This is a genomic window from Fontimonas sp. SYSU GA230001, from assembly GCF_040066175.1.
Lineage (GTDB): Bacteria > Pseudomonadota > Gammaproteobacteria > Nevskiales > Nevskiaceae > Solimonas.
On sequence record NZ_JBEAAM010000015.1, the window covers coordinates 95,745 to 116,818 of the forward strand.

Below are 21,074 nucleotides of genomic sequence, written 5' to 3' on the forward strand. Positions count from 1 at the left end.
TTACCGGATCAGTCCGGGCGGTACGGTCACGGCCGGCGGTTCCGGGGGTTCCGGCAGTTCGACGCCACCGACGCCGGCAGACGGACGTCTGCGCTGTTGCTGTTGCATCGCCTGCTGCCGGCGCATGTCGTCCTCGGCCTCGCGACGCCCGCGCTCCTCCGCGGCACGCTCGCGTGCCAGTGCCTTGTCCTCGGCCGACCGCGGCTCGTTGCTCGCGCAGGCGGGCAGCAGCACCGACGCCACCACCAACAGGGCCGCCCAAGATCCGTGCTTCATGATGATTCCTCGACTCCAGCTCAGTGCCGTGGATTGTTCCATAGGCGCAGCCGTTGCGGCGACTGGCGTCGTGCCGCACGCCCCGCAGCGCTGAACACGGCATTAACGGGCGGCGTTCCGGGCACGCGCCTGATCCATCGGCGGCACCAGCATCTGCGCATCGACGCGCGCATCGAACCAGTTGACGCGCCAGTCCAGGTGCGCGCCGGTCGCGCGGCCGGTCGCACCGGACAGGGCGATCGGCTCGCCCTGGCGCACGGCCTGACCCTCTTTGACGAGCAGCTTCGACAGGTGCAGGAACGCCGACGACAGGCCATGACCGTGATCGATCATCAGCGTGCCGCCGGTGTAGTACATGTCGGGATGCGCGAGGCTGACGATGCCGCTGGCCGGTGCGAACACCTTCGTCCCGGTGGGTACGGCCACATCGACCCCGTAGTGCGGCTGTTTGGGTTCGCCGTTGAGGATGCGCTGGCTGCCGAACACGCCGGACACCGGGCCGATACACGGCCAGATGAAGGACTCGGCGAAACCCGCCAGGGGACTGTCGCGGTCCCGGGCCCTGGCCACCGCCGCTTGGTCGGCGGCGATGCGCGCCTGCACCTCCGGCGGCGGGGCCACCATCTTCGGCGGCAGCCCGTCGATGCGCTGGATGTCGTACCGACGCGCCTTGACCTGGGTCCGATAGCTGAGGCTCGCCGGCTCGTCGGGCAGCTGCACGCGCAGCTCGGCGGTCGGAGGCTCGTCGCGGTGCAAGCCGAAGACGAAACGACCGTCGGCATCGAGCCGCAGCTCGCGCGCATTGAACCAGACCCGCGCACCGACCGGCGCGCGGCCCACCAGCACGCCGCCCTGCACCCACTCACCGCGCAGCGTCACGCCGGGGATGTCCGTGCCCTCCATCGCCAGGGCCGCGGCCGGCAGCACGCTGACCAACACCATCCAGAACCAGGACCTCACGTCGCCTCGCCCCCCGACTCGGTCGGCGTGACCGCCTTGAGCGTGAAATGAAACGTCGAGCCCTTTCCCGGCGCCGACTCGACCCAGATACGCCCGCCGTGGTGCTCGACAATCTTCTTGCAGATTGCCAGACCCACTCCCGTCCCCTCGTATTCCTCCGCGGTGTGCAGCCGCTGGAAGATCAGGAAGATCTTCTCGTGGTGTTCCGGCGCGATGCCGATACCGCGGTCGGTCACCGTGAAATGCCAGCCCTGACCCTCCGGATGCGCACTCACGTGCACGCTGGGACGCTCCGCAGGCTGGAATTTCAGACCGTTCGAGATCAGGTTCTGGAACAGCTGCAAGAGCTCGTGCTCGATGCCCATCACCGTCGGCAGCGGATCGTGGGTGATGCTGGCCTGGCGTGCGTCGATCGTCGCCTTGAGCTGCGCCTCGACCTTGGCCAGCAAGGCCTCGCAGTCCACCGTCGCCGGCGGCTGCTGAGCGCGGCTGACGCGCGAGAACAGCAGCAGATCGTCGATCAGCGACTGCATCTGCTTGGCGCTCTGCGTGATGTAGCCGAGGAACTCGACCGCCTCCGGCGCCAACGCAGCCGCGTGTTTCTTGTTCAGCAGCTGTGCAAAGCCGGTGATGCTGCGCAGCGGTGCCCGCAGGTCGTGCGAGGCGATATACGCGAACTGCTCGAGTTCGCGGTTGCTGCGCTTGAGACTGTCGGCGTAGTCGGCGAGCTGGCGTTCGAAATTCTTGCGTTCGGTGATGTCTCGCACCGCCGCCGTGATCAGCGTTCCGTCCTCGGTCTGCAACGGCCCGAGGCTGATCTCCACCGGGAACTCACTGCCGTCCTTGCGCCGCGCCCACAGGTCGAGGCCGCTACCCATCGGCCGCTGCCGCGGATCGCTTGCATAGTCGGCGCGGTGCTGGCGGTGGCGCAGCTGGAAGCGTTGCGGAATGAGCAGTTCGATCGGCTGGCCGATCATCTCGTCGCGCGCATAGCCGAACAGACGCTCGGCCTGCGCATTGATCAGCGTGATGCGGCCGTCGGTGCCGATGATCACCATCGCATCCGGCGCCGCGTCCAGCAGGTCGCGGAACTTGCGCTCGGCGCTCTTGCGTTCGGTGATGTCCCGGCCGATCGTCGATGCGCCGACGATCAGGCCCTGCGCATCGTGGATCGGCGATATGGTCAGCGACACCTGGATGCGCCGCCCGTCCTTGGTGAGGCGCTCGGTTTCATAATGCTTGATCTGCTCGCCGCGACGCACCCGCGCCAGGATTTCGGCCTCCTCCTTTCGGCGCTCGAGTGGGAACAGACGTTCGACCGGCTGGCCGATGATCTCGGCGGCCGCGTAGCCGTACATGGCCTCGGCGGCGCGGTTCCAGCTGGTGATGCGGCCGTGCAGATCCTTGCCCATGATCGCGTCGTTGGACGACTCGACGATCGCCGCAAGACGCGCGGTGGCATCGCGTTCGCGCTTGCGGTCGCTGACGTCGCGGACCGCCGCGGAGGCCCAGACCCCCTCTTCGGTCTGCAACGGGCTGAGACTGATCTCCACCGGGAACTCGCTGCCGTCCTTGCGCCGGCCGAGCAGTTCCAGGCCGACGCCCATGTCGCGCACGTTCGGCCCGAGGAAATAGCGGTCACGGTGCTGCGTATGACGGCCACGCAGGCGCTCCGGGATGAGGACCTCGATCGACCGTCCGACGATCGTCTCGCGGCGATAGCCGAACAGACGCTCGGTCTGCGCGTTGACCAGGCGGATGGTGCCGCTGCGGTCGATGATGACGATCGCGTCCGGCGCGGTCTCGAGCAGGGCACGGAACTTGTCGTTGGCGCGCTTGCGCTCCTCGGCGTTGCGGATCGCGGCCATCACGAACAGGCCGCGCTCGGTGCGCAGGGGGCTGAGCGAGATTTCGACCGGGAACTCCGTGCCGTCCTTGCGACGTCCCGGCAGTTCGACGCCGGCACCCATCTCGCGTGCCCGCGGCTCCGCGAAGAAGCCCTCGCGGTGATGGACATGGCCCCCGCGGAACTTCTCCGGCACGAGGCATTCGACGCTCTGGCCGAGCAGCTCCTCGCGCTGGTAGCCGAACAGGCGCTCCGCCTGCGCGTTGACCAGGACGATGCGTCCCTCGGCGTCGATCAGCACCATGCCGTCGGGTGCCGACTCGACCAGATCGCGGTACCAGCGGGGATCGACGTCCGCCGGCATCCGCTCACCCGATGTCCGCTCCGGCTGCATCCGCTGCACGCTCCGTTCCACGATGTGCCGTCATCATCGCACGGCGGGCGGCCGGAGAACGCTCAGCGCGTCGCCGCGAGCCGCGCGACGGCTTCGCCCAGAGGCAGCGTCTCCTGCTTCTCCTCGCCGCGGTAACGCAGCGTCACGGTGCAATCCTCGGCCTCCTTGCGGCCGACGATGGCCATCACCGGGATCTTCTGCAGCGCGTGTTCGCGGATCTTGTAGTTGATCTTCTCGTTGCGCAGGTCGGTCTGTGCGCGCAGACCGGCGTCCCTGAGCAGCTCGCAGACCTCGGCCGCATACCGGTCGGCGTCCGAGACGATCGGCGCGACGACCACCTGCACCGGCGACAGCCAGAACGGCAGGCTGCCGGCATGATGCTCGATCAGGATGCCGATGAAGCGTTCCATCGACCCGAGCATCGCGCGGTGCAGCATCACCGGCACCTGACGGTTCGAGTGCTCATCGACGTACTCGGCGCCGAGCCGGCCGGGCATCGAGAAATCCACCTGCATCGTGCCGAGCTGCCACGACCGGCCGATCGAGTCCTTGAGGTGATACTCGATCTTGGGCCCGTAGAACGCCCCCTCGCCGGGCAGTTCGGTCCACGCCACACCGGCGGCGCGCAGCGCCGCGCGCAGTGCCTGTTCGGCGCGGTCCCAGATCTCGTCGGCGCCGATCCGCTTGTCGGGGCGCAGCGCCAGCTTGACGGCGACCTCCGAGAAGCCGAAGTCGGCATAGACCTGCATCGCCTGACGATGGAATGCGGTGACTTCCGGCTCGATCTGTTGCTCCGTGCAGAAGATGTGACCGTCGTCCTGCGTGAATGCGCGCACGCGCATGATGCCGTGCAGGGCTCCGGACGGCTCATTGCGATGGCAGCTGCCGAACTCGGCGTAGCGGATCGGCAGGTCGCGGTAGCTGTGCAGGCCGGCGTTGTAGATCTGCACGTGGCCCGGGCAGTTCATCGGCTTGACCGCGTAGGTGCGCTTCTCCGACTCGGTGAAGAACATGTGTTCGTGGTAGTTGTCCCAGTGCCCGGACTTCTTCCACAGGCTCACGTCCAGGATCTGCGGACCGCGCACCTCCTGATAGCCGTTCTTGCGGTAGGTGCTGCGCACGTACTGCTCCACCGCCTGCCAGATCGCCCAGCCCTTCGGGTGCCAGAACACCATGCCCGGCGCCTCTTCCTGCTGGTGGAACAGATCGAGCTGGCGCGCGAGCTTGCGATGATCGCGCTTCTCGGCCTCCTCGACCATCTTCAGGTAGGCCTTGAGCTCGTCGTCGGTGGCGAAGCAGACGCCGTAGATGCGCTGCAGCTGCGCGTTGTTGGCATCACCGCGCCAGTACGCACCGGACACCCGGATCAGCTTGAATGCGGTGCCGAGCCGGCCGGTCGATGGCAGGTGCGGTCCCAGACACATGTCGAGCCAGCGGTCACCCTGGCGGTAGATGCTGATCTCCTCGTCGGGACCGATGCCCTCGGCCACCCACTCGGCCTTGAAGCGCTCGCCGTGCTGCCTGAAGTACTCGATCACCTGGTCGCGGGGCCAGACTTCGCGCCGGATCGGCAGGTCGCGCTTGACGATCTCGCGCATTCTCTGCTCGATCGTTTCCAGGTCGGCTTCCGTGAACGGCGTATCGCGTGCGAAGTCGTAGTAGAAGCCGTTCTCGGTCGCCGGACCGAAGGTAATCTGCGTGCCGGGAAACAGCTCCTGCACCGCCTGCGCGAGCACGTGGGCCGCATCGTGGCGGATCACCTCCAGCGCTTCCGGCTTGTCGCGCGTGACGATGCTGATCGCCGCATCGCGGTCGATCGGGCGCGTCAGGTCCCACAGCTCGCCATCGACCAGGACGACGGCGGCCTTCTTGGCCAGGCCCGGCGAGATGCCCTGCGCGATCGCCAGACCGGTGACCGGCTGGTCGAACGACTTCTTGTTACCGTCCGGAAATGTGATTTCGATGCTCATGGCCTTGCTCTACGAATTTGCTCGGGACTTGCCGTGGACGTGTTCGACGGCGGCCGTCAGCCGCGCGAGCGTGCGGGTTCGCCCCAGCAGCGCCAGCGTCTGATCGATCGGCGGCGATACGGCCATGCCGGCGACCGCGACGCGGATCGGCTGCGCGACCTTGCCCAGTCCCAGACCACGGCTCTCGGCGAAGCCGTTGACCGCCGCATGCAGCGCCTCGGCGGTCCATGCCGGCAGGCCGGCGAGCACAGAGGCGAGTGCTTCGAGCAGCTCGGCCGCATCCGCAGTCAGGTGCTTGGCCGCGTCCTTCTCGTTGTAGCCGGTCAGATCGGCGTAGAAGAAGTGCGACTTCTCCGCCATCTCCAGCAGCGTGCGGCAGCGCTCGCGCTGCGCGAGGATCACGTCCTCCAGCCTCGGACCTTGCGCCGGATCCAGCCCCATGCGCCGCAGATGCCAGTCGAACTCCGGCACGACCACGTCCAGCGGCGCGGTCTTCAGATACTGGTGGTTGACCCAGTAGGCCTTCTCCATGTCGAAGCGCGCCGGCGAAGCCGAGACGTGATCGAAGTCGAACTTCTCGATCATCTCCTGGCGCGTGAACAGCTCCTGGTCACCGTGGCTCCAGCCCAGGCGCACCAGGTAGTTGAGCATCGCCTCGGGCAGGAAGCCCATCGCGCGGTATTCCATCACGCCCAGCGCGCCGTGGCGCTTGGAGAGCTTGGTGCCGTCGGCGCCGAGGATCATCGACACGTGCGCGTACTGCGGCGGCGTCGCGCCCAGCGCCTTGAGGATGTTGATCTGGCGCGGCGTGTTGTTGACGTGATCGTCGCCGCGGATGACATGAGTGATGCCCATGTCCCAGTCATCGACGACGACGCAGAAGTTGTAGGTCGGCGTGCCGTCGGCGCGCGCGATGATCAGGTCGTCGAGTTCGGCGTTGTCGAAGACGATCTCGCCCTTGATCAGGTCCGGGATCACCACCTGGCCGTCGGCCGGGTTCCGGAAGCGCACGACCGGCTGCACGCCCTCCGGGACCGGCGGCAGCCGCTTGCCCGGCTCGGGACGCCAGCGGCCGTCGTAGCGCGGCTTCTCCTTGCGCGCGATCTGCTCGTTGCGCATCTGCTCCAGCTCCTCCTTGGAGCAGTAGCAGCGGTACGCGGTACCGGCGGCGAGCATCTGCGCGATGACCTCCCGGTACCGATCGAAGCGCTGGGTCTGGTAGATGGGCTCGACATCGGACTTCAGGCCCAGCCAGGCCATGCCCTCGAAGATCGCATCGACCGCCTCCTGCGTCGAGCGCTCGCGGTCGGTGTCCTCGATGCGCAGCAGGAAGCGGCCGCCGTGGCGCTTGGCATAGAGATAGGAGAACAACGCGGTGCGCGCGCCGCCGATGTGCAGGAAGCCGGTGGGACTGGGCGCGAAGCGGGTGACGACGGTCATCGATTCTCGGGAGGCGGGAGGCGGGAAGCCGGAGGCGGGCCGATGCGGCACACCACGCCGACAGGTCGCGCATTCTAAACTATGGTCCGTGTGCACCCTGCACAAACCGGCGCCATCCGTGGCGCCGACTTTCAAGACAGTCTGGAACCGGCTCTCTCTCGTCGAATGACCACCTTGTTTGTCGAGCATCTGACCGTGATCGACTGCGCCTACCTGGACGCGGCGCGCGGCCTGGTCGGTGAAAGCTGGATCGTGGACGTCGAACTCGAAGGCGGCCTGGATGCACAGTCGATGGTCCTCGACTTCGTCGAGGTGAAGCGCCGCATCAAGCAGGCGATCGACGGCAGCGTCGATCACCGCCTGCTGCTGCCCGCGCTGGCCGCGGAAACCGAGATTCATGAGGATGGCGACGACCTGCACGTGCTGTTCCGCGCCGACATCGGCGCGATCGAGCACCGTTCGCCGCGTAGGGCCGTCAGCGCGATCGACGCCGCCGAGATCGACGCTTCCAGCGTGGCGGCGCACCTGGCGCCGCGCGTGCTCGCGCTGCTGCCGGACAATGTCGGGGAACGGCGGCTGCTGCTGCGGCCGGAGCGCATCGACGGCGCGTACTACCACTACGTGCACGGGCTGAAGAAGCATGCCGGCGCCTGCCAGCGCATCGCCCACGGCCATCGCTCGAGGATCGAGGTGCGGGTCGAAGGCGAGCGCGACACCGAACTGGAGATGGAGATTGCGCGGCGCTGGCTGGACATCTACCTCGGCACGCGCGCCGACATCGTCGCGCGCGGCAACGGCCGCGTCCGCTTCGCCTACCGCTCGGCCGAAGGCCATTACCAGCTCGCGCTGCCGGAGACCCATGTGGACCTGCTCGACACCGACAGCACGGTGGAATGCATCGCCGAGCATCTGGCCCGCCGCTGCGCGGCTGCCCGCCCGGGACGCCGGATCGAGGTCCGCGCCTTCGAAGGCGTGATGAAGGGCGCGGTCGCCCGCGCCTGAGCCGCCGGCTGCAGTTCAGACCCGGTTCATGCCCGCCGCGCCAGACTCGGTGCCATGATTCGATTCTCGCGCATGGTCCGCAGCCTGACCGCCCTGATCCTCGGCGCCAGTGCGACGGCCTGCGTGAGTTACCCGGTTTACGATGCCCAGCCGGCCCCCTCGACGACGTACACCGTCGTGGATCCATGGGCCTGCGACCCCTACTACGGCCCGTGCGCGCCGCGTTACAGCTACCCATCGGTGTACTGGACCCGCATCTATTACGGCTATCCGTACTACGGCTACCCGTACTATGGATACCCGTATTACGGCTATCCCTACCGCGGCTATCCACGCCACGACCCACCCCGTCACGATCCACCCCGTCACGATCCACCGCGCCACGATCCGCCCCGCGAACGGCCCGGCGAAGGGGCCGACTGGATCCGCAACTGGCCGCCGCGCGATCGTCCCGCCGATCCGCCCGGCAACAAGCCGGGAATCGTCTATGCGCCCAAGCCGCCACGGCTGATCCCCGACGACCGCAAGATCCCGCGCGATCCGGGCCCGCGCGCGCAGGGCAGCCCGGGTCGGGTGATTCCGACCGGCGAGTCGGCCGGCGCGTCGTCTCCGCCGCCGCGAACCGCGGATCGGCCGCGCGGCGACCGCGAAGCCCCGCGCGTCGAACGCGGCAGCGTCAGGCCGCAGGGGTCCGAAGCCGACCCCGCAGCCGGCGCGCCCCAGACGCCCGCGAAGCCGCAAGCGCCCCAGTCACGGCGCACCCGCGACAACCGCCGGGCGGAGTGATCCGGCCGCCGCTGCCGGCGCTTGTGGTATAAAAGCGCCCCCTTTTTTTGCCCCCGCAGCCGCGATGGCCACCGATCCGCAGCCCGACGTCCGCTTCTTCTCCCGCGTCAGCATCGAGCAGGTCGAGGAAGGCCACGAACTGGCGCCCAAGTTCGACGAACACGGTCTGATCCCCTGCGTGACCACGGCGGCGAAGACCGGCGAAGTGCTGATGCTCGGCTACATGAACGCCGAGGCGCTCAAGCGCACGATCCTGACGGGCGAGGCCCACTACTGGTCGCGCTCGCGCCAGGTACTCTGGCACAAGGGCGCCACCAGCGGTCTGGTGCAGAAAGTCGTCGATCTGCGCATCGACGACGACCAGGATGCGCTCTGGCTGCAGGTGGACGTCGTCGGCGACGCCAGCTGCCATGTCGGCTTCCGTTCCTGCTTCTACCGTTCGGTGCCGACCGGCGCCGGCCCGGCCGAACGCACGTTGATCTACCGCGAGGCGGAAAAGACCTTCGATCCGAAGGAGATCTACGGCGACGCGCCGAACCCGACGAAGCTGTAGCAGCACGAGAGCCGGTTGCAGACCGCGGGTTGCGGGCTGCGTGAGGACAAGCGTCTTTTCTGCAACCTGCACCCTGCAACCTGCAAGCAATGTTGACGCGTCACGGCTCCGCGGCTGCATTCCACCAGCGCGCGTGCTCGCGCCGGTACTCTTCGACACGCAGACCGCCATCGTCGGCCTGACGGATCGTCACCGCACCGACGACACCGGTGACGTACTGCCGCGCGCCGATGTCGGCATAGCGCTCGCGGACTTCCGGCCGGGGATGACCGAAGCGGCTGCGCCAGCCCGCCGAGTGCACGACCACGGCAGGCCGCGCCGCGGCGACGAAATCCGCGCTCGACGACGTGCGGCTGCCATGATGCGGTGACAGCAGCACGTCGGCGGCCAGGTCGGCGCGACGCTCGCGCAGCAGACGCCGTTCTGAGCGGCGCTCGATGTCGCCCGGCAGAAGGACGCTGTACGGCCCCTCGATGCGCAGGACACAGGACTGCTCGTTGTCGTCACCGCGTGCGGTCTGCGGATGCAGGAGACGGAAGCGCACGCCGTCCCATTCCCAGCCTTCGTCCTCGACGCACGGCCGACCCTGCGCGGTGCCGATCTCGTCGGCGACCGGCAGTAGCGCGCGCAGCGCGCCGATTCCGCCGGCGTGATCGTTGTGATCGTGCGAAAGCACCAGGCGATCGATCCGGCGCAGTCCCTGTGCCAGCAGGTATGGCGCCACCACCGATCGCCCGGCGTCGAATCCCTCGTCGAACGCCGGTCCGGCGTCGTACACCAGCGTGTGGGCCGCCGTGCGCACGACGACGGCGAGACCTTGCCCGACGTCGAGCGCCGTGACTGTCAGCCCTTCGGCCGACGGCGCGCGCGGCCACAGCAAGGGCACCATGCACACCACGCCGAGCGCCCGGCTCGGCAGGCCCCACGGCGCGAAAATCAGCACGGCACCCAGCGCCGCAAGCAACAAGGCCGCCGGCGCTGCACTGGCCGGCAGCCAGGTCTGCGGCAGCGTGGCGACCAACCCCAGACCCGCGTGAATGCCGTCCAGTCCCTGCGCGATCCAGCGCAGCGCCCACTCCGCGATGGCACCGGAGAACATCGACAGCAGCACGGCCACGAACAGGGCGGGCACCAGCAGGCCGAACAGCGGCACGGCAGCCAGATTGACCAGTGGCGACAGCCAGCTCAGCCCCTGGAAGAAATACAGCGTCAAGGGCAGCGACACCGCGCTGAGCAGCAGCTGCACACGCACCAGCAGCCGCCAGGCCGAAGGCTGCCGCAGCCGACCGGACGAGACATAGAAGATCGCGGCGACCGCGGCAAACGACAGCCACAACCCGGGACTGAGCACCGCGAACGGATCGAGCAACACGATCAGCCCCCAGGCCAGTGCCAGCGCCCGGCTGGGCTGATGCAGGCGGTGCGTCGCCGCCGCGAGCACCAGGACGAGCAGCATGACCAAGGCGCGGGTCACCGGTGTACCCATGCCACTCACCAGGGCATAGCCGGCCGCGACCAGCGCGGAGCCGAACAGCGCGACCCGCTGCGCCGGCAGCCAGAGGCACAGCGCCGGCCACAGCGACCACAGCCAGCGCAGCAGCAGCAACGCGAAGCCCGCGACGATCGCCAGGTGGAAACCGGAAATCACCATCAGGTGCGTGGTGCCGGTGCGACGGAAACGGTCCCAGTCGGCATCGCGCAGGACGCTGCCGTCGCCCACCACGAGTGCCACGGCGAGCGCCGCCGCCGGACGCGCCCCGAGCCGCTCCAGCAAGTGCTCGGCGATGCGCTGGCGCAGCTGCAAAACCCTCTGCCCGCCCGCCATCCCGCAGAACTCGCCGCTGCGCACCGTCGCCGTGGCGTCGATGCGCTCGCGCAGCAGCCAGCCTTCGTAGTCGAAGCCGCCGGGATTGAGCGAACCGTGCGGCGTGCGCATGCGCAGCCGCAGCCGCCAGCAATCGCCGCCACGCACGACGGACTCGCTGCCATACCAGCTCACGCGCATCCGCCGCGGCGCGATATCGGATTCCGGTTCGAACTCGAAGCGCAGATCGGCACCGCCATCGGCACCGGCGCGCCGTTCCGGCAGAGACACGACCGTGCCGCGCAGTTCGATTTCCTCGCCGTGCCGCGACGCCGGCCAGCGGCGATCCAGTGCCTGCTGCCCGTGCCAGCCCGCCAGCAGCACGCCGAGCACGGCCGCCGCCCACAACGCGCGGCCGCGCCAGGGCAGCGCCGCCGTCACGGCCAGCGCGGCGTAGAGTTCCAGCGACGGCAGCGTCCGCAGCGCGAAGACCGCCAGAACGCCGACAGTGAAGGCCACCACCAGCGCACGCAGATCGCCCGCCATGCGTTCGAGCACCGTACCGCCCCATGCGGCCTGCACCCTTCACCTCCCTCCGGCCGCTGCGCGGCCTCGCTGCGTACCGCGCTTACGGCGCGGACTGCGTCACCAGCTGCCCGCCTTCGAGCGTCAGCACGCGGTCCATGCGCTGGGCCAGGCCCGTGTCGTGCGTGACGACGACCAGACTGGTCCCGAGTTCGCGGTTGAGTTCCAGCATCAGTTCGAACACGCGCTCGGCGGTCCTGCGGTCGAGATTTCCGGTCGGCTCGTCGGCGAGCACGCAGGACGGATGCGTGACCAGCGCACGCGCCACCGCCGCCCGCTGCCGCTCGCCGCCGGACAACTCGCCGGGCTTGTGCTCCAGCCGCTCGCCCAGCCCCACGCGCTGCAGCAACTCGCGCGCCCGCGCATAGGCGTCGCGCTCGCCGCAACGCCGGATCAGCAGGGGCAACGCGACGTTTTCCAGCGCGGTGAATTCCGACAACAGGTGATGGAACTGATAGACGAATCCGAGCGCCCGGTTGCGCAGGCGGCCGCGCGCGGCGTCCGACAGCGCCGACATGCGCTCGCCGTCCACCCAGACCTCGCCGGCGCTGGCCGCATCCAGTCCGCCGAGGCAGTGCAGCAGTGTGGACTTGCCGGTGCCGCTCGCGCCGACGATCGCCACGCGCTCGCCGCGGCGCACTTCGAGGTCGATCCCGTGCAGGACCTCGAGCCGCAGGCGGCCATCGTCGAAGGTCTTGGCCAGATTCTGCGCGCGCAGGACGACATCCGCCGCCGTCGTCTCATTCATAGCGCAGCGCCTCGGCCGGCTGCACGCGCGACGCGCGCCAGGCCGGATACAGGGTGGAGAGCAGCCCCAGCGCGAGCGACAGCGCGGCGATGCGGACGACGTCGCTGGCCTCGAGTTCCGACGGCAGGTCGCTGATGTAGTACACGTCCGGCGACAGGAACTGCTGACCCGTCAGACGTTCGAGCAGCGGCACCAGGCTCTCGACATTGAGCGCCAGCGCGATGCCGCCGGCGACACCCAGCAGCGTGCCGACGAAACCGATGATCGAACCCTGCACCATGAAGATCGCCATGATCGAACGTGGCGTGGCCCCCAGCGTGCGCAGGATGGCGATGTCGGCCTGCTTGTCCTGCACGACCATCACCAGCGTCGAGACGATATTGAATGCGGCGACGCCGACGATCAGCGACAGGATGATGAACATCACCATCTTCTCGGTGCGCACCGCGCGGAAGAAATTGGCGTGGCTGCGTGTCCAGTCGTTGACGTAGTACAGCCCCGGCAGCTCGGCGGCCAGTTCGCGCGCCACGCGCGGCGCGTCGAACAGATCGCGCAGCTTCAGGCGCACGCCGGTCACCGTCTCCCCCATGCGCAGCAACGCCTGCGCGTCGGCCAGGTGCACCAGCACCAGTCCGCGGTCGAACTCGTACATGCCGATACGGAAGATGCCGGTCACGGTGAAGCGGCGGAAACGCGGCAGGACACCGGCCGGCGTCACGCTGGCCTGCGGGATCATCAGGTCGATCCGGTCGCCGATCGTTGCGCCCAGCGCCGTCGCCAGCTCATACCCGAGCACGATGTTGAACGCACCCGGCTGCAGCGACTCGAGCGAACCGGCGGTGATGTGCGCGCCGATGTCCGAGACCTTGCGCTCCTCGTCGGGCAGGATGCCGCGCAGCAAGGTGCCGGACAGTTCACCGCCGACCTTGACCATGCCCTCGCCTTCGATGTACGGCGCCAGCCCCACGATCTGCGGATTCTGCGCCGCCTGCGCGGCGACACCGGACCAGTTCTCCAGTCCGCCACGAAAGGCCGAAATGGTGGCGTGCGAAGCCATGCCGAGAATGCGCGCGCGCAACTCGCGCTCGAAGCCGTTCATCACCGACAGCACGGTGATCAGCGCGGTCACGCCGATGGCGATGCCGAGCATCGACGCCAGCGAGATGAACGAGATGAAGTGATTGCGCCGCTTGGCGCGCGTGTAGCGCAGTCCGGCGTACAGCTCGTAGGGATGGTGCATGCGCGCGCATTAGAGCACAGGAGCGCGCGGCGCCGCTGCACACGTGCCGCTACGGCGCACGCTGCTTGCCGAACACGCCGCCGAACGTGAAACCGATGAAGTCACTGTCCGGGTTGAGGTTGCCGTGCACGCCGACTTCCAGACCGCGCGTCGGATAGAACAGCAGCTCGATGGGCACGCCCACGGTCGGCGACTGCTGCGTGTTGGAGACGTCGGTCAGACGCGATACACCGGCGGCCAGATAGAGCTGCCGGCCGGGTGCCAGCGGCAGTCCGACCAGCGCGGCGACTTCCTCGGCGGTGTTGCTCGTGAAGTCGAACATCCAGGTCGAGCGCAGCCGCAGCAGCACCGGCCCCGCGTGGTTGAAGGCCAGCATGGCCTCGTAGCCGCCGACGCGTTCCGCGTCGCCCTTGGGACTTCCGGCAGGCGCTTCGTAGTCCTGGCCGTTGTAATAGCCGCCACCAAAGCTGATCCAGCCATCGGCCGCTGCCGGTGCGGACGCCGGCTTGCGCGCCTGCGCCGGCATTGCCGCCAAGACCAGCACGCCCATCACCATGACGAAACGATGCAGCCGCACCATGACGCTCCTCCGGAAGTTCCTGCGACGCAGGGGCTCAGATGGTAGCCCGCGCGCGGCGCGGATCAAGCGCATCGCCGTGCCTTTTGGCCAACTCGGTCACGGTGCTATAGTCCGCTGAAGGTTTGCCATCCAAGTCCTCTCATGCGCAAGACTTTTCTGCTGGCTGCGACTCTCGTCCTCGCGCTGGTTCCGCTCGCGCGCGCGGAGGTGCTGAACCTGCCGCCGGACTCCGACGCCGTGCCGGCCAACCTGCCGATGCGCGGCCTGAGCCAGGCCAACGTGCTGCACGCCTATGGCGAGCCGCTCAAGCGCCACCCCCCCGCAGGCGGCGGCCACCCGCGCCAGCCGCCGATCACGCGCTGGGACTACGACGGATACTCGGTGTTCTTCGAAAACAACATCGTCATCGACGTCGTCGTCAAGGATGCGCCCAAGCCGCTGCACAACGTGGACGAACTGCAGCCCGAACCCTAGAATTCGCGGCCGTCTTGATCCGATGGGGCGCGCGAGCGCCCCTTTGTGTTGGGAGAGTCCGGATGAGCATCGTGTTGCCGGCCGAATGGGCGCCGCAAGCCTTCGTGCAGCTGACCTGGCCACGGCCGGACGGCGACTTCGCCGAGAACTTCGCGGCGGTCGAGCGCACCTTCACCGCGCTGGCGCTGGCGATCGCGCGCTTCGAGGATCTGCTGATCGTCTGCGGTGCGGACATCGAGTCGTTGCGCCGTCGGCTGCTCGACGCCGGTGTGCGTGCCGACCGTCTGCGGCTGCACGCGGTTCCGGCCAACGACGTCTGGGCGCGCGACCACGGGCCGATCACCGTGTTCCGCAACGGCGCGCCGGTCCATCTCGACTTCACCTTCAACGGCTGGGGCGGCAAGTTCGACGCCCGCCTCGACGACCGTATCACCCGTGCGCTCGCCGCCGACGGCCTGCTCGCCGCGCCGGTCGAGTCGCTCGACTTCGTGCTGGAGGGCGGCGGCATCGAGTCCGATGGCGAAGGCACGCTGCTGACCACCGAGCGCTGCCTGCTCGCGCCGACGCGCAATCCGCAGTTCGACAAGGCGCAGATCGAAGCGAAACTCAAAGCCTGGTTCGGCCTGCGTCGCGTGCTGTGGCTGCGCCACGGCGACCTCATCGGTGACGACACGGACGGCCACATCGACACGATCGCACGCTTCTGCGACCCGCACACCATCGCCTACCAGGCCTGCGACGACGCGCGCGACGCGCATTACGCCGATCTCAAGGCCATGGAAGGCGAACTCGTGGCGCTGCGCACGCTCGACGGCCGGCCCTACCGCCTCGTGCCGCTGCCGCTGCCAGCGCCGATCCACGATGCGAACGGCAGGCGCCTGCCCGCCGGCTATCCGAATTTCCTGATCCTCAACGGTGCGGTGCTTGTGCCGACCTACGCGGACGCCAACGACGCCGTGGCTCTGGAACGTCTGCGGCCCTGCTTCCCCGGCCGCGAGGTGATCGGCGTTGATTGCCGCGCCCTCATTGCGCAGTATGGCAGCCTGCATTGCGTGACCATGCAGTATCCGAGTGCACCGCGATGACATCCAACCGCAAGACGCTCCGTGTCGGCCTCGTACAGCAGGCCTGCACCGACGATGCCGAAATCAATCTGCGCGCCTCCGAGGCCGGCATCCGCGCCGCGGCGGCGCAGGGTGCGCAGCTGGTGCTGCTGCAGGAACTGCACACCTCGCTGTACTTCTGCCAGCACGAATCCACCGAGCTGTTCGATCTGGCCGAACCGATTCCCGGTCCGTCGTCGGACTTTCTCGGTGCGCTCGCCTCGGAGCTGGGCGTCGTCATCGTCGGCAGCCTGTTCGAGCGACGCGCGCCCGGCCTCTACCACAACACCGCGGTCGTGCTGGAGCGCGACGGCCGGCTCGCCGGCACCTACCGCAAGATGCACATCCCGGACGACCCGGGCTACTACGAGAAGTTCTACTTTACGCCAGGCGATGCACAAGCCAGTTCTGCCGGCGGGGGCTTCACGCCGATCGACACCAGCGTCGGCCGCCTCGGCGTGCTGGTGTGCTGGGACCAGTGGTATCCGGAAGCCGCGCGCCTGATGGCGCTCGCCGGCGCCGATCTGCTGCTCTACCCGACTGCGATCGGCTGGAATCCGCAGGACGTGCCCGAGGAACAGGTCCGCCAGCGCGACGCCTGGGTCACGATCCAGCGCGCACACGCGGTGGCCAACGGCCTGCCGGTGCTGGTCGCCAATCGCGTCGGCTTCGAGGCCGACCCCAGCGGCCAGTGGCCCGGCTCACAGTTCTGGGGCCACAGCTTCGTCGCCGGGCCACAGGGTGAGATCCTCGCCGCCGCCGGCACCGATCCCGATCTGCTGGTCGTCGATGTCGATCTCGCCCGCAGCGAGAACGTGCGGCGCTGGTGGCCCTTCCTGCGCGACCGCCGCATCGACGCCTACGGCGATCTCGTGCGCCGCTACCGAGACTGATCCTCCGCCCCCTGACCGAACCCTCCGATGAGCACACACGCCGAAGAACTCGAACTGTTCCGCGACACCGTCGTCCGCTTCTTCAAGGACAACGTCGAACCGCACTACGAGAAGTGGGAGCGCGACGGCATCCTGCCGAAAGAGCTCTACCTGAAGATGGGCGAAGCCGGGCTGCTTTGCGTGGACCAGCCGGAGGAGTACGGCGGCATCGGCGCGCCGTTCGCGTTCTCCTGCGCCGTCGTCGAGGAAGCCGCGCGCATGGGCTTCCTGGCGCTGGCCTCGAACCTCACCGTGCATTCGGACATCGCCGCGCCGTACATCCTGCACCTGGGCACCGAGGCGCAGAAGAAGAAGTACCTGCCGAAGATGGCCAGCGGCGAGTGCATCGGCGCGATCGGCATGACCGAGCCCGGTGCCGGTTCCGACCTGCAGGGCATCAAGACTTCGGCAACGCTCGACGGCGACCACTACGTCATCAACGGCTCCAAGACCTTCATCACCAATGGACAGCACGCCGGGGTGGTGGTACTCGCGACCAAGACCGATCCGAAGGCCGGCGCCAAGGGCACCACACTGTTCACCGTCGATACCTCCCTGCCCGGCTTCAAGCGCGGGCGCAACCTCGACAAGGCCGGACTGCACTCGGCGGACACCTCCGAATTGTTCTTCGACAACCTGCGCATCTCCAAGGACGAGGTGCTCGGGCGCATTGGCGGCGGCTTCGGTCACCTGATCGACGAACTGCCGCGCGAGCGCCTGGTACTCGCGGTCTCGGCCGTCGCCCACGCACAGGGCGCGCTCGAAAAGACCATCGAGTACGTGACCCAGCGCAAGGCCTTCGGCCAGACCATCGCCAGCTTCCAGAACACGCGCTTCGTGCTCGCCGGCTGCAAGACCGACATCGAGGTGCACCGCGCCTATGTCGAGAAGTGCACGCAGTTGTACGCCGACGGCAAGATGGACGTGCCGACCGCGGCGATGATCAAGCTGGCGACCACCGAGATGGAAGGCCGCGTCACCGACGCCTGCCTGCAGCTGTTCGGCGGCTACGGCTACATGACCGAGTACGCGATCTCGCGCTACTGGGCCGACGCGCGCATCCAGCGCATCTACGGCGGCACCAGCGAGATCATGAAGGAAGTCATCGCGCGCTCACTGGTCGGGCGCTGAGTCCGTGGCCGCTTGTACAGATCAGGCGCCGGAGTCCGGCGCCTGATCCGTTCCCGGCGCATCCTTCAGTTCCGACTTCTTCTTGATCTCGCGCGGGTCGTCCTCGCCGGTCTGCATGAAACGCAGTTCCGGCGGCAAGCCCCAGTCGCCGAGCTCGTAGCCGCCGGCCTTCATCTTGCGCGCCAGGCCCTCCAGCGTCCTGATGTTGCCGCGCGTCGCCGCCTGCGTGCCGGGTCGTGAGATCAGCGTGCCGATCTGCTCGAAGAAGCGCCCGCGATCGGTGACGCGGTTGCCGGACGCCGCCTTGCGCTCGGCCCACTTGCGCGCCTGGCTGAACTCTTCGAGCGTCGTCACGAACGCGCCGCCGCCATCGATGACGACCTGCACGAGATCGCCCTGCTTGACGACCCTCGCCTGTGCCGTCGCCGCCTCGAACAGGTTTTGCTTGCTGGCCATGTCCTGCAGTGTAGCCCGCCCGCGCCGGACACCCTATTGGCTGCGCCCGCCGAAAGTAATGCCGATCTGCGCGCCGATGTGATTGCTCACCTGCCCCGCCGATCCGGTCAATGCGAACTCGAAGCCGACGCCGGAACGCCGCACCGCGGTGCTCCAGCCCAGCATCGCCGGCACACCGACGCCGATGTCGTCACGGGAATCGGTCTTGCGGTTGTCCGAATAAGACTGCCGCGCGATGCCGATGGCGGCGAACCAGCGCGAATCGGAATCCAGACGACGGCCGATCAGCACCCCGGTTTCGGTGACGGAGGCCACATCCGGGCTGAACAGATCGAAAAATGCATCGAAGAAGCACGCAAAGAACCAGCAGTCGTCGTCATCCGGCTGTTCCGGTCCACGCTCGTCCACGAGCAGCGTGTGATGCTGCAAGCGGAAGAACGTCCCGTCGCCTTCGAGGTAATTCAGCGCGACAAAGGCGCCGGCACCCGCATCCATGCCGCCGCCGCCCTTGGCGCCCAGACTGAACCACACCCGGTCGTCCGGATTCTGCGCGGCCGGCTTCTTCGACTTGGCCGCCGCGGTCTTCACCGGGACCGTTCCGGCAGGCTTGGCGTCCGCCGCTTCAGCCTCCGACATCGCCAGAACAATGCCACAGCATAGCGCCGCCGCGAGCGCGGCTCCTCTTCCCGGCTTCAACATGACTCCCTCCTGGTGTGGCCGCGGCGCGGCCATCTTTGTTGACTACTCGAACTCCATGCCGCCGGCCCCCCGGCGCACGGAAAATCCATTGTTCTGCAGATCGTCATGGATCTGCCGCGCGTGCGCCTCGTCCTGCGCCTCCACCAGCACCTCCAGCGTCGCACTCTTGGCGTGACCGCGATGCAGGCGTTCGTGGTGGACCTGGACGATGTTGCCGCCGGATTCGCCGATGCGGCCGGCGACGCGCGCGAGAAAGCCGGGCTGGTCCTCGATGTCGATCGACAGCGAGATCAGGCGCTGCTCGTGCACCAGCTGGCGCAGCAGCACCGAGGCGAGCAGGCGCGTGTCGATGTTGCCGCCGCAGAGGACCAGCCCCACGCAACGACCGGCGAAGCGTGCCGGATCGGTGAGCAGGGCCGCCAACCCCACCGCACCCGCGCCTTCAACGATGACCTTCTCGATGCTGGCGAGCAGACCGATCGCGCGTTCGATCGCCGGTTCCTCGACGCGCATCAGCTCGGCGACATGCTCGCGAATGATCTCGATCGTCAGCCTGCCGATGTTCCTGACCGCGATGCCCTCGGCGATGGTCTGCCCGCCCTTGACCAGCGACGGATCGTTCTGCAACGCCGCGAATGCCGACGGGTAGCCGGCCGATTCGACGCCGACGATGCGCAGCTCGGGCTTGAGCGCATGCGCGGCGATCGCCATGCCCGAGATCAGCCCGCCGCCGCCGATCGGCACCACCAGCGTGTCGAGCGACGGCGCCTGTTCGAGCATCTCCAGCGCGACCGTACCCTGCCCGGCGATGACGAATGGGTCATCGTATGGGTGCACCAGCGTCATGCCGCGCTGGCCGATCAGCTCCGCTTCGAGAAAGGCCTGCGCGTCCGCCAGCGTCTCGCCGTGCAGAATCACCTCGCCGCCCAGTTCGCGCGTGTTCCGCACCTTGGTGAACGGCGTGTTCCGCGGCATCACGATCACACTTTTGATCCCCAGCCGCGTCGCGTGATAGGCCACGCCCTGCGCATGATTGCCGGCCGACATCGCCGCGACCCCGGCGGCCCGCTCGGCCTCGTTCAGATTCGCCAGCTTGTTGAGCGCGCCGCGCTCCTTGAACGAGGCCGTGAACTGGAAGTTCTCGAACTTGAGCCAGACCTCGGCGCCGGTGATCTTGGACAGCACGCGCGAGTGCGTGCACGGCGTGCGCACCACCTGACCTTCGAGCACCCGCTGTGCGCGGCGCAGGTCTTCGAGTGTCACCGACATCGGCTCACCTGCTCTCCTTGCGCGTGCGCACCGCACTGACCTGTCCACCGATGAAGGTCACATGCAGTCGCCGGCCGTCGCTCAGCACGTAACTCCAGGTTTCACGATCGCCGTCCTTGCCACGGCTGTGCGACACCACCGCCGGCTCACCATGCAGGCGCCGAACCTCGTCGGCACTCATACCCGGGGCCACCTCTCCGGCATTGCGCGCGGCCCGCAGGCGCTCCTCGTCCGCCTTGCGCCGCTCGTGTTCCTGCAGCCAGTCCGCATCGGCCTTGTCGCGTGCGCTGCGCGCGCTGCGCTGGCGCGCCTCCGCCTCGCCCAGCAGATCCGCCTTCGGACCGGCCGGCAGAACCACCGGGTCGGGCAGATCCACGGCCTGCGCCTGCGGGCTACAGGGCCTGTCCGTGAAACGAATGCTGCCGTTCTGTTCGCAGCGATACACCTCGGCGCGCGCAGCCTGCACGTTGAGCAGCGCTGCCGCCAGCCAGACCGAGCCGAGCAGGCCATCGAGGCACATACGACGCGAACGGCGACGTGGAATCATGCAGCGATTATGCGACGCCGCCACCGTGCACCGCATCGGGGCTTTCCCCCGGACCGTGATCGCGTGCGCAGTCCGGCGATTCGGCCACCACCAAGTGCTGCGCTAGCTTTCGCCACCGGACCGTGCAGTCTGAGTGCGCGGCCTGGCAATCACCGTGAATAGTCAGCAGGACCTGCGATTCGGAGTCCTTTCCAATCCAGAGATGAGCCTGAAGGGCGGGTCTGAGTGAGGGGCTGTCAGGCGGCGGGACGCTGGGCTTTGCTGATGGAAAGGAACAAC

The 21,074-nt window shown here is 68.1% G+C and carries 20 protein-coding genes; 7 read left to right on the forward strand and 13 right to left on the reverse strand.

The window, feature by feature from the left end:
• The 5 genes from AAG565_RS09500 to gltX all read right to left on the reverse strand — a co-directional run bounded on the left by AAG565_RS09500 (nt 1) and on the right by gltX (nt 6,886).
• Nucleotides 1–276 carry a hypothetical protein gene (locus AAG565_RS09500; protein ID WP_348819346.1) on the reverse strand — a complete coding sequence of 92 codons (276 nt, stop codon included), beginning with the start codon at nt 274–276 and terminating at the stop codon, nt 1–3.
• Between the two features lie 102 nt (nt 277–378).
• Nucleotides 379–1,236, reverse strand: coding sequence for a M23 family metallopeptidase (locus tag AAG565_RS09505; RefSeq protein ID WP_348819347.1), 858 nt, complete (start codon nt 1,234–1,236; stop codon nt 379–381).
• Nucleotides 1,233–3,446 carry a PAS domain S-box protein gene (locus AAG565_RS09510; RefSeq protein ID WP_348819348.1) on the reverse strand — a complete coding sequence of 738 codons (2,214 nt, stop codon included), beginning with the start codon at nt 3,444–3,446 and terminating at the stop codon, nt 1,233–1,235. The genes AAG565_RS09505 and AAG565_RS09510 overlap by 4 nt, the downstream gene beginning before the upstream one ends.
• Nucleotides 3,447–3,538: 92 nt before the next feature.
• Nucleotides 3,539–5,446: a threonine--tRNA ligase gene (thrS, locus tag AAG565_RS09515; protein WP_348819349.1), complete on the reverse strand. Its 1,908-nt coding sequence runs from the start codon at nt 5,444–5,446 to the stop codon at nt 3,539–3,541.
• A 9-nt stretch (nt 5,447–5,455) separates the two neighbouring features.
• The gene (gene gltX / locus AAG565_RS09520) at nt 5,456–6,886 is read right to left on the reverse strand and encodes a glutamate--tRNA ligase (RefSeq protein WP_348819350.1); all 1,431 of its coding nucleotides are present in this window, start codon (nt 6,884–6,886) and stop codon (nt 5,456–5,458) included.
• Between the two features lie 165 nt (nt 6,887–7,051).
• Here gltX and AAG565_RS09525 point away from each other — a divergent pair, with 165 nt between their 5' ends.
• The 3 genes from AAG565_RS09525 to hisI all read left to right on the forward strand — a co-directional run bounded on the left by AAG565_RS09525 (nt 7,052) and on the right by hisI (nt 9,227).
• On the forward strand, nt 7,052–7,888 hold the full coding sequence (locus tag AAG565_RS09525; protein ID WP_348819351.1) for a 6-carboxytetrahydropterin synthase: 837 nt from the start codon (nt 7,052–7,054) through the stop codon (nt 7,886–7,888).
• 54 nt (nt 7,889–7,942) lie between these two features.
• Nucleotides 7,943–8,674 carry a hypothetical protein gene (locus tag AAG565_RS09530; protein ID WP_348819352.1) on the forward strand — a complete coding sequence of 244 codons (732 nt, stop codon included), beginning with the start codon at nt 7,943–7,945 and terminating at the stop codon, nt 8,672–8,674.
• A 64-nt stretch (nt 8,675–8,738) separates the two neighbouring features.
• Complete coding sequence (hisI, locus tag AAG565_RS09535) at nt 8,739–9,227, forward strand: phosphoribosyl-AMP cyclohydrolase (RefSeq protein ID WP_348819353.1); 489 nt, start codon at nt 8,739–8,741, stop codon at nt 9,225–9,227.
• Between the two features lie 100 nt (nt 9,228–9,327).
• On the opposite strand, the gene AAG565_RS09540 is transcribed toward hisI, so the two are convergent.
• The 4 genes from AAG565_RS09540 to AAG565_RS09555 are packed head-to-tail and all read right to left on the reverse strand — an operon-like array spanning nt 9,328 to nt 14,184.
• Entirely contained in the window at nt 9,328–11,613 is a 2,286-nt protein-coding gene (locus AAG565_RS09540) for a DNA internalization-related competence protein ComEC/Rec2 (protein WP_348819354.1), read from the reverse strand.
• A gap of 46 nt (nt 11,614–11,659) precedes the next feature.
• Nucleotides 11,660–12,364, reverse strand: a complete 705-nt coding sequence (gene lolD / locus AAG565_RS09545; RefSeq protein ID WP_348819355.1) for a lipoprotein-releasing ABC transporter ATP-binding protein LolD — start codon at nt 12,362–12,364, stop codon at nt 11,660–11,662.
• Nucleotides 12,357–13,604: a lipoprotein-releasing ABC transporter permease subunit gene (locus tag AAG565_RS09550; protein WP_348819356.1), complete on the reverse strand. Its 1,248-nt coding sequence runs from the start codon at nt 13,602–13,604 to the stop codon at nt 12,357–12,359. Before AAG565_RS09550 ends, lolD begins: the two co-directional genes overlap by 8 nt.
• A gap of 49 nt (nt 13,605–13,653) precedes the next feature.
• On the reverse strand, nt 13,654–14,184 hold the full coding sequence (locus AAG565_RS09555; protein WP_348819357.1) for a hypothetical protein: 531 nt from the start codon (nt 14,182–14,184) through the stop codon (nt 13,654–13,656).
• Nucleotides 14,185–14,325: 141 nt separating this feature from the next.
• On the opposite strand from AAG565_RS09555, the gene AAG565_RS09560 reads away from it, so the two are divergent.
• The 4 genes from AAG565_RS09560 to AAG565_RS09575 all read left to right on the forward strand — a co-directional run bounded on the left by AAG565_RS09560 (nt 14,326) and on the right by AAG565_RS09575 (nt 17,824).
• Nucleotides 14,326–14,658, forward strand: a complete 333-nt coding sequence (locus AAG565_RS09560; protein ID WP_348819358.1) for a hypothetical protein — start codon at nt 14,326–14,328, stop codon at nt 14,656–14,658.
• A 62-nt stretch (nt 14,659–14,720) separates the two neighbouring features.
• A complete protein-coding gene (locus tag AAG565_RS09565) occupies nt 14,721–15,743 on the forward strand; it encodes an agmatine deiminase family protein (protein ID WP_348819359.1) in 1,023 nt (340 codons plus the stop codon).
• Nucleotides 15,740–16,654 carry a carbon-nitrogen hydrolase gene (locus AAG565_RS09570; protein WP_348819360.1) on the forward strand — a complete coding sequence of 305 codons (915 nt, stop codon included), beginning with the start codon at nt 15,740–15,742 and terminating at the stop codon, nt 16,652–16,654. The genes AAG565_RS09565 and AAG565_RS09570 overlap by 4 nt, the downstream gene beginning before the upstream one ends.
• Before the next feature lie 27 nt (nt 16,655–16,681).
• Complete coding sequence (locus AAG565_RS09575) at nt 16,682–17,824, forward strand: acyl-CoA dehydrogenase family protein (protein WP_348819361.1); 1,143 nt, start codon at nt 16,682–16,684, stop codon at nt 17,822–17,824.
• Between the two features lie 21 nt (nt 17,825–17,845).
• On the opposite strand, the gene AAG565_RS09580 is transcribed toward AAG565_RS09575, so the two are convergent.
• From AAG565_RS09580 to AAG565_RS09595, 4 genes are read right to left on the reverse strand one after another with little or no spacing between them, the layout of a single operon-like run.
• A complete protein-coding gene (locus AAG565_RS09580; RefSeq protein WP_348819362.1) occupies nt 17,846–18,280 on the reverse strand; it encodes a hypothetical protein in 435 nt (144 codons plus the stop codon).
• Between the two features lie 33 nt (nt 18,281–18,313).
• Nucleotides 18,314–19,012: a hypothetical protein gene (locus AAG565_RS09585; protein WP_348819363.1), complete on the reverse strand. Its 699-nt coding sequence runs from the start codon at nt 19,010–19,012 to the stop codon at nt 18,314–18,316.
• A gap of 9 nt (nt 19,013–19,021) precedes the next feature.
• Nucleotides 19,022–20,248 carry a threonine ammonia-lyase gene (locus AAG565_RS09590; RefSeq protein WP_348819364.1) on the reverse strand — a complete coding sequence of 409 codons (1,227 nt, stop codon included), beginning with the start codon at nt 20,246–20,248 and terminating at the stop codon, nt 19,022–19,024.
• A gap of 4 nt (nt 20,249–20,252) precedes the next feature.
• On the reverse strand, nt 20,253–20,795 hold the full coding sequence (locus tag AAG565_RS09595; protein ID WP_348819365.1) for a DUF4124 domain-containing protein: 543 nt from the start codon (nt 20,793–20,795) through the stop codon (nt 20,253–20,255).
• Between the last annotated feature and the right edge of the window lie 279 nt (nt 20,796–21,074).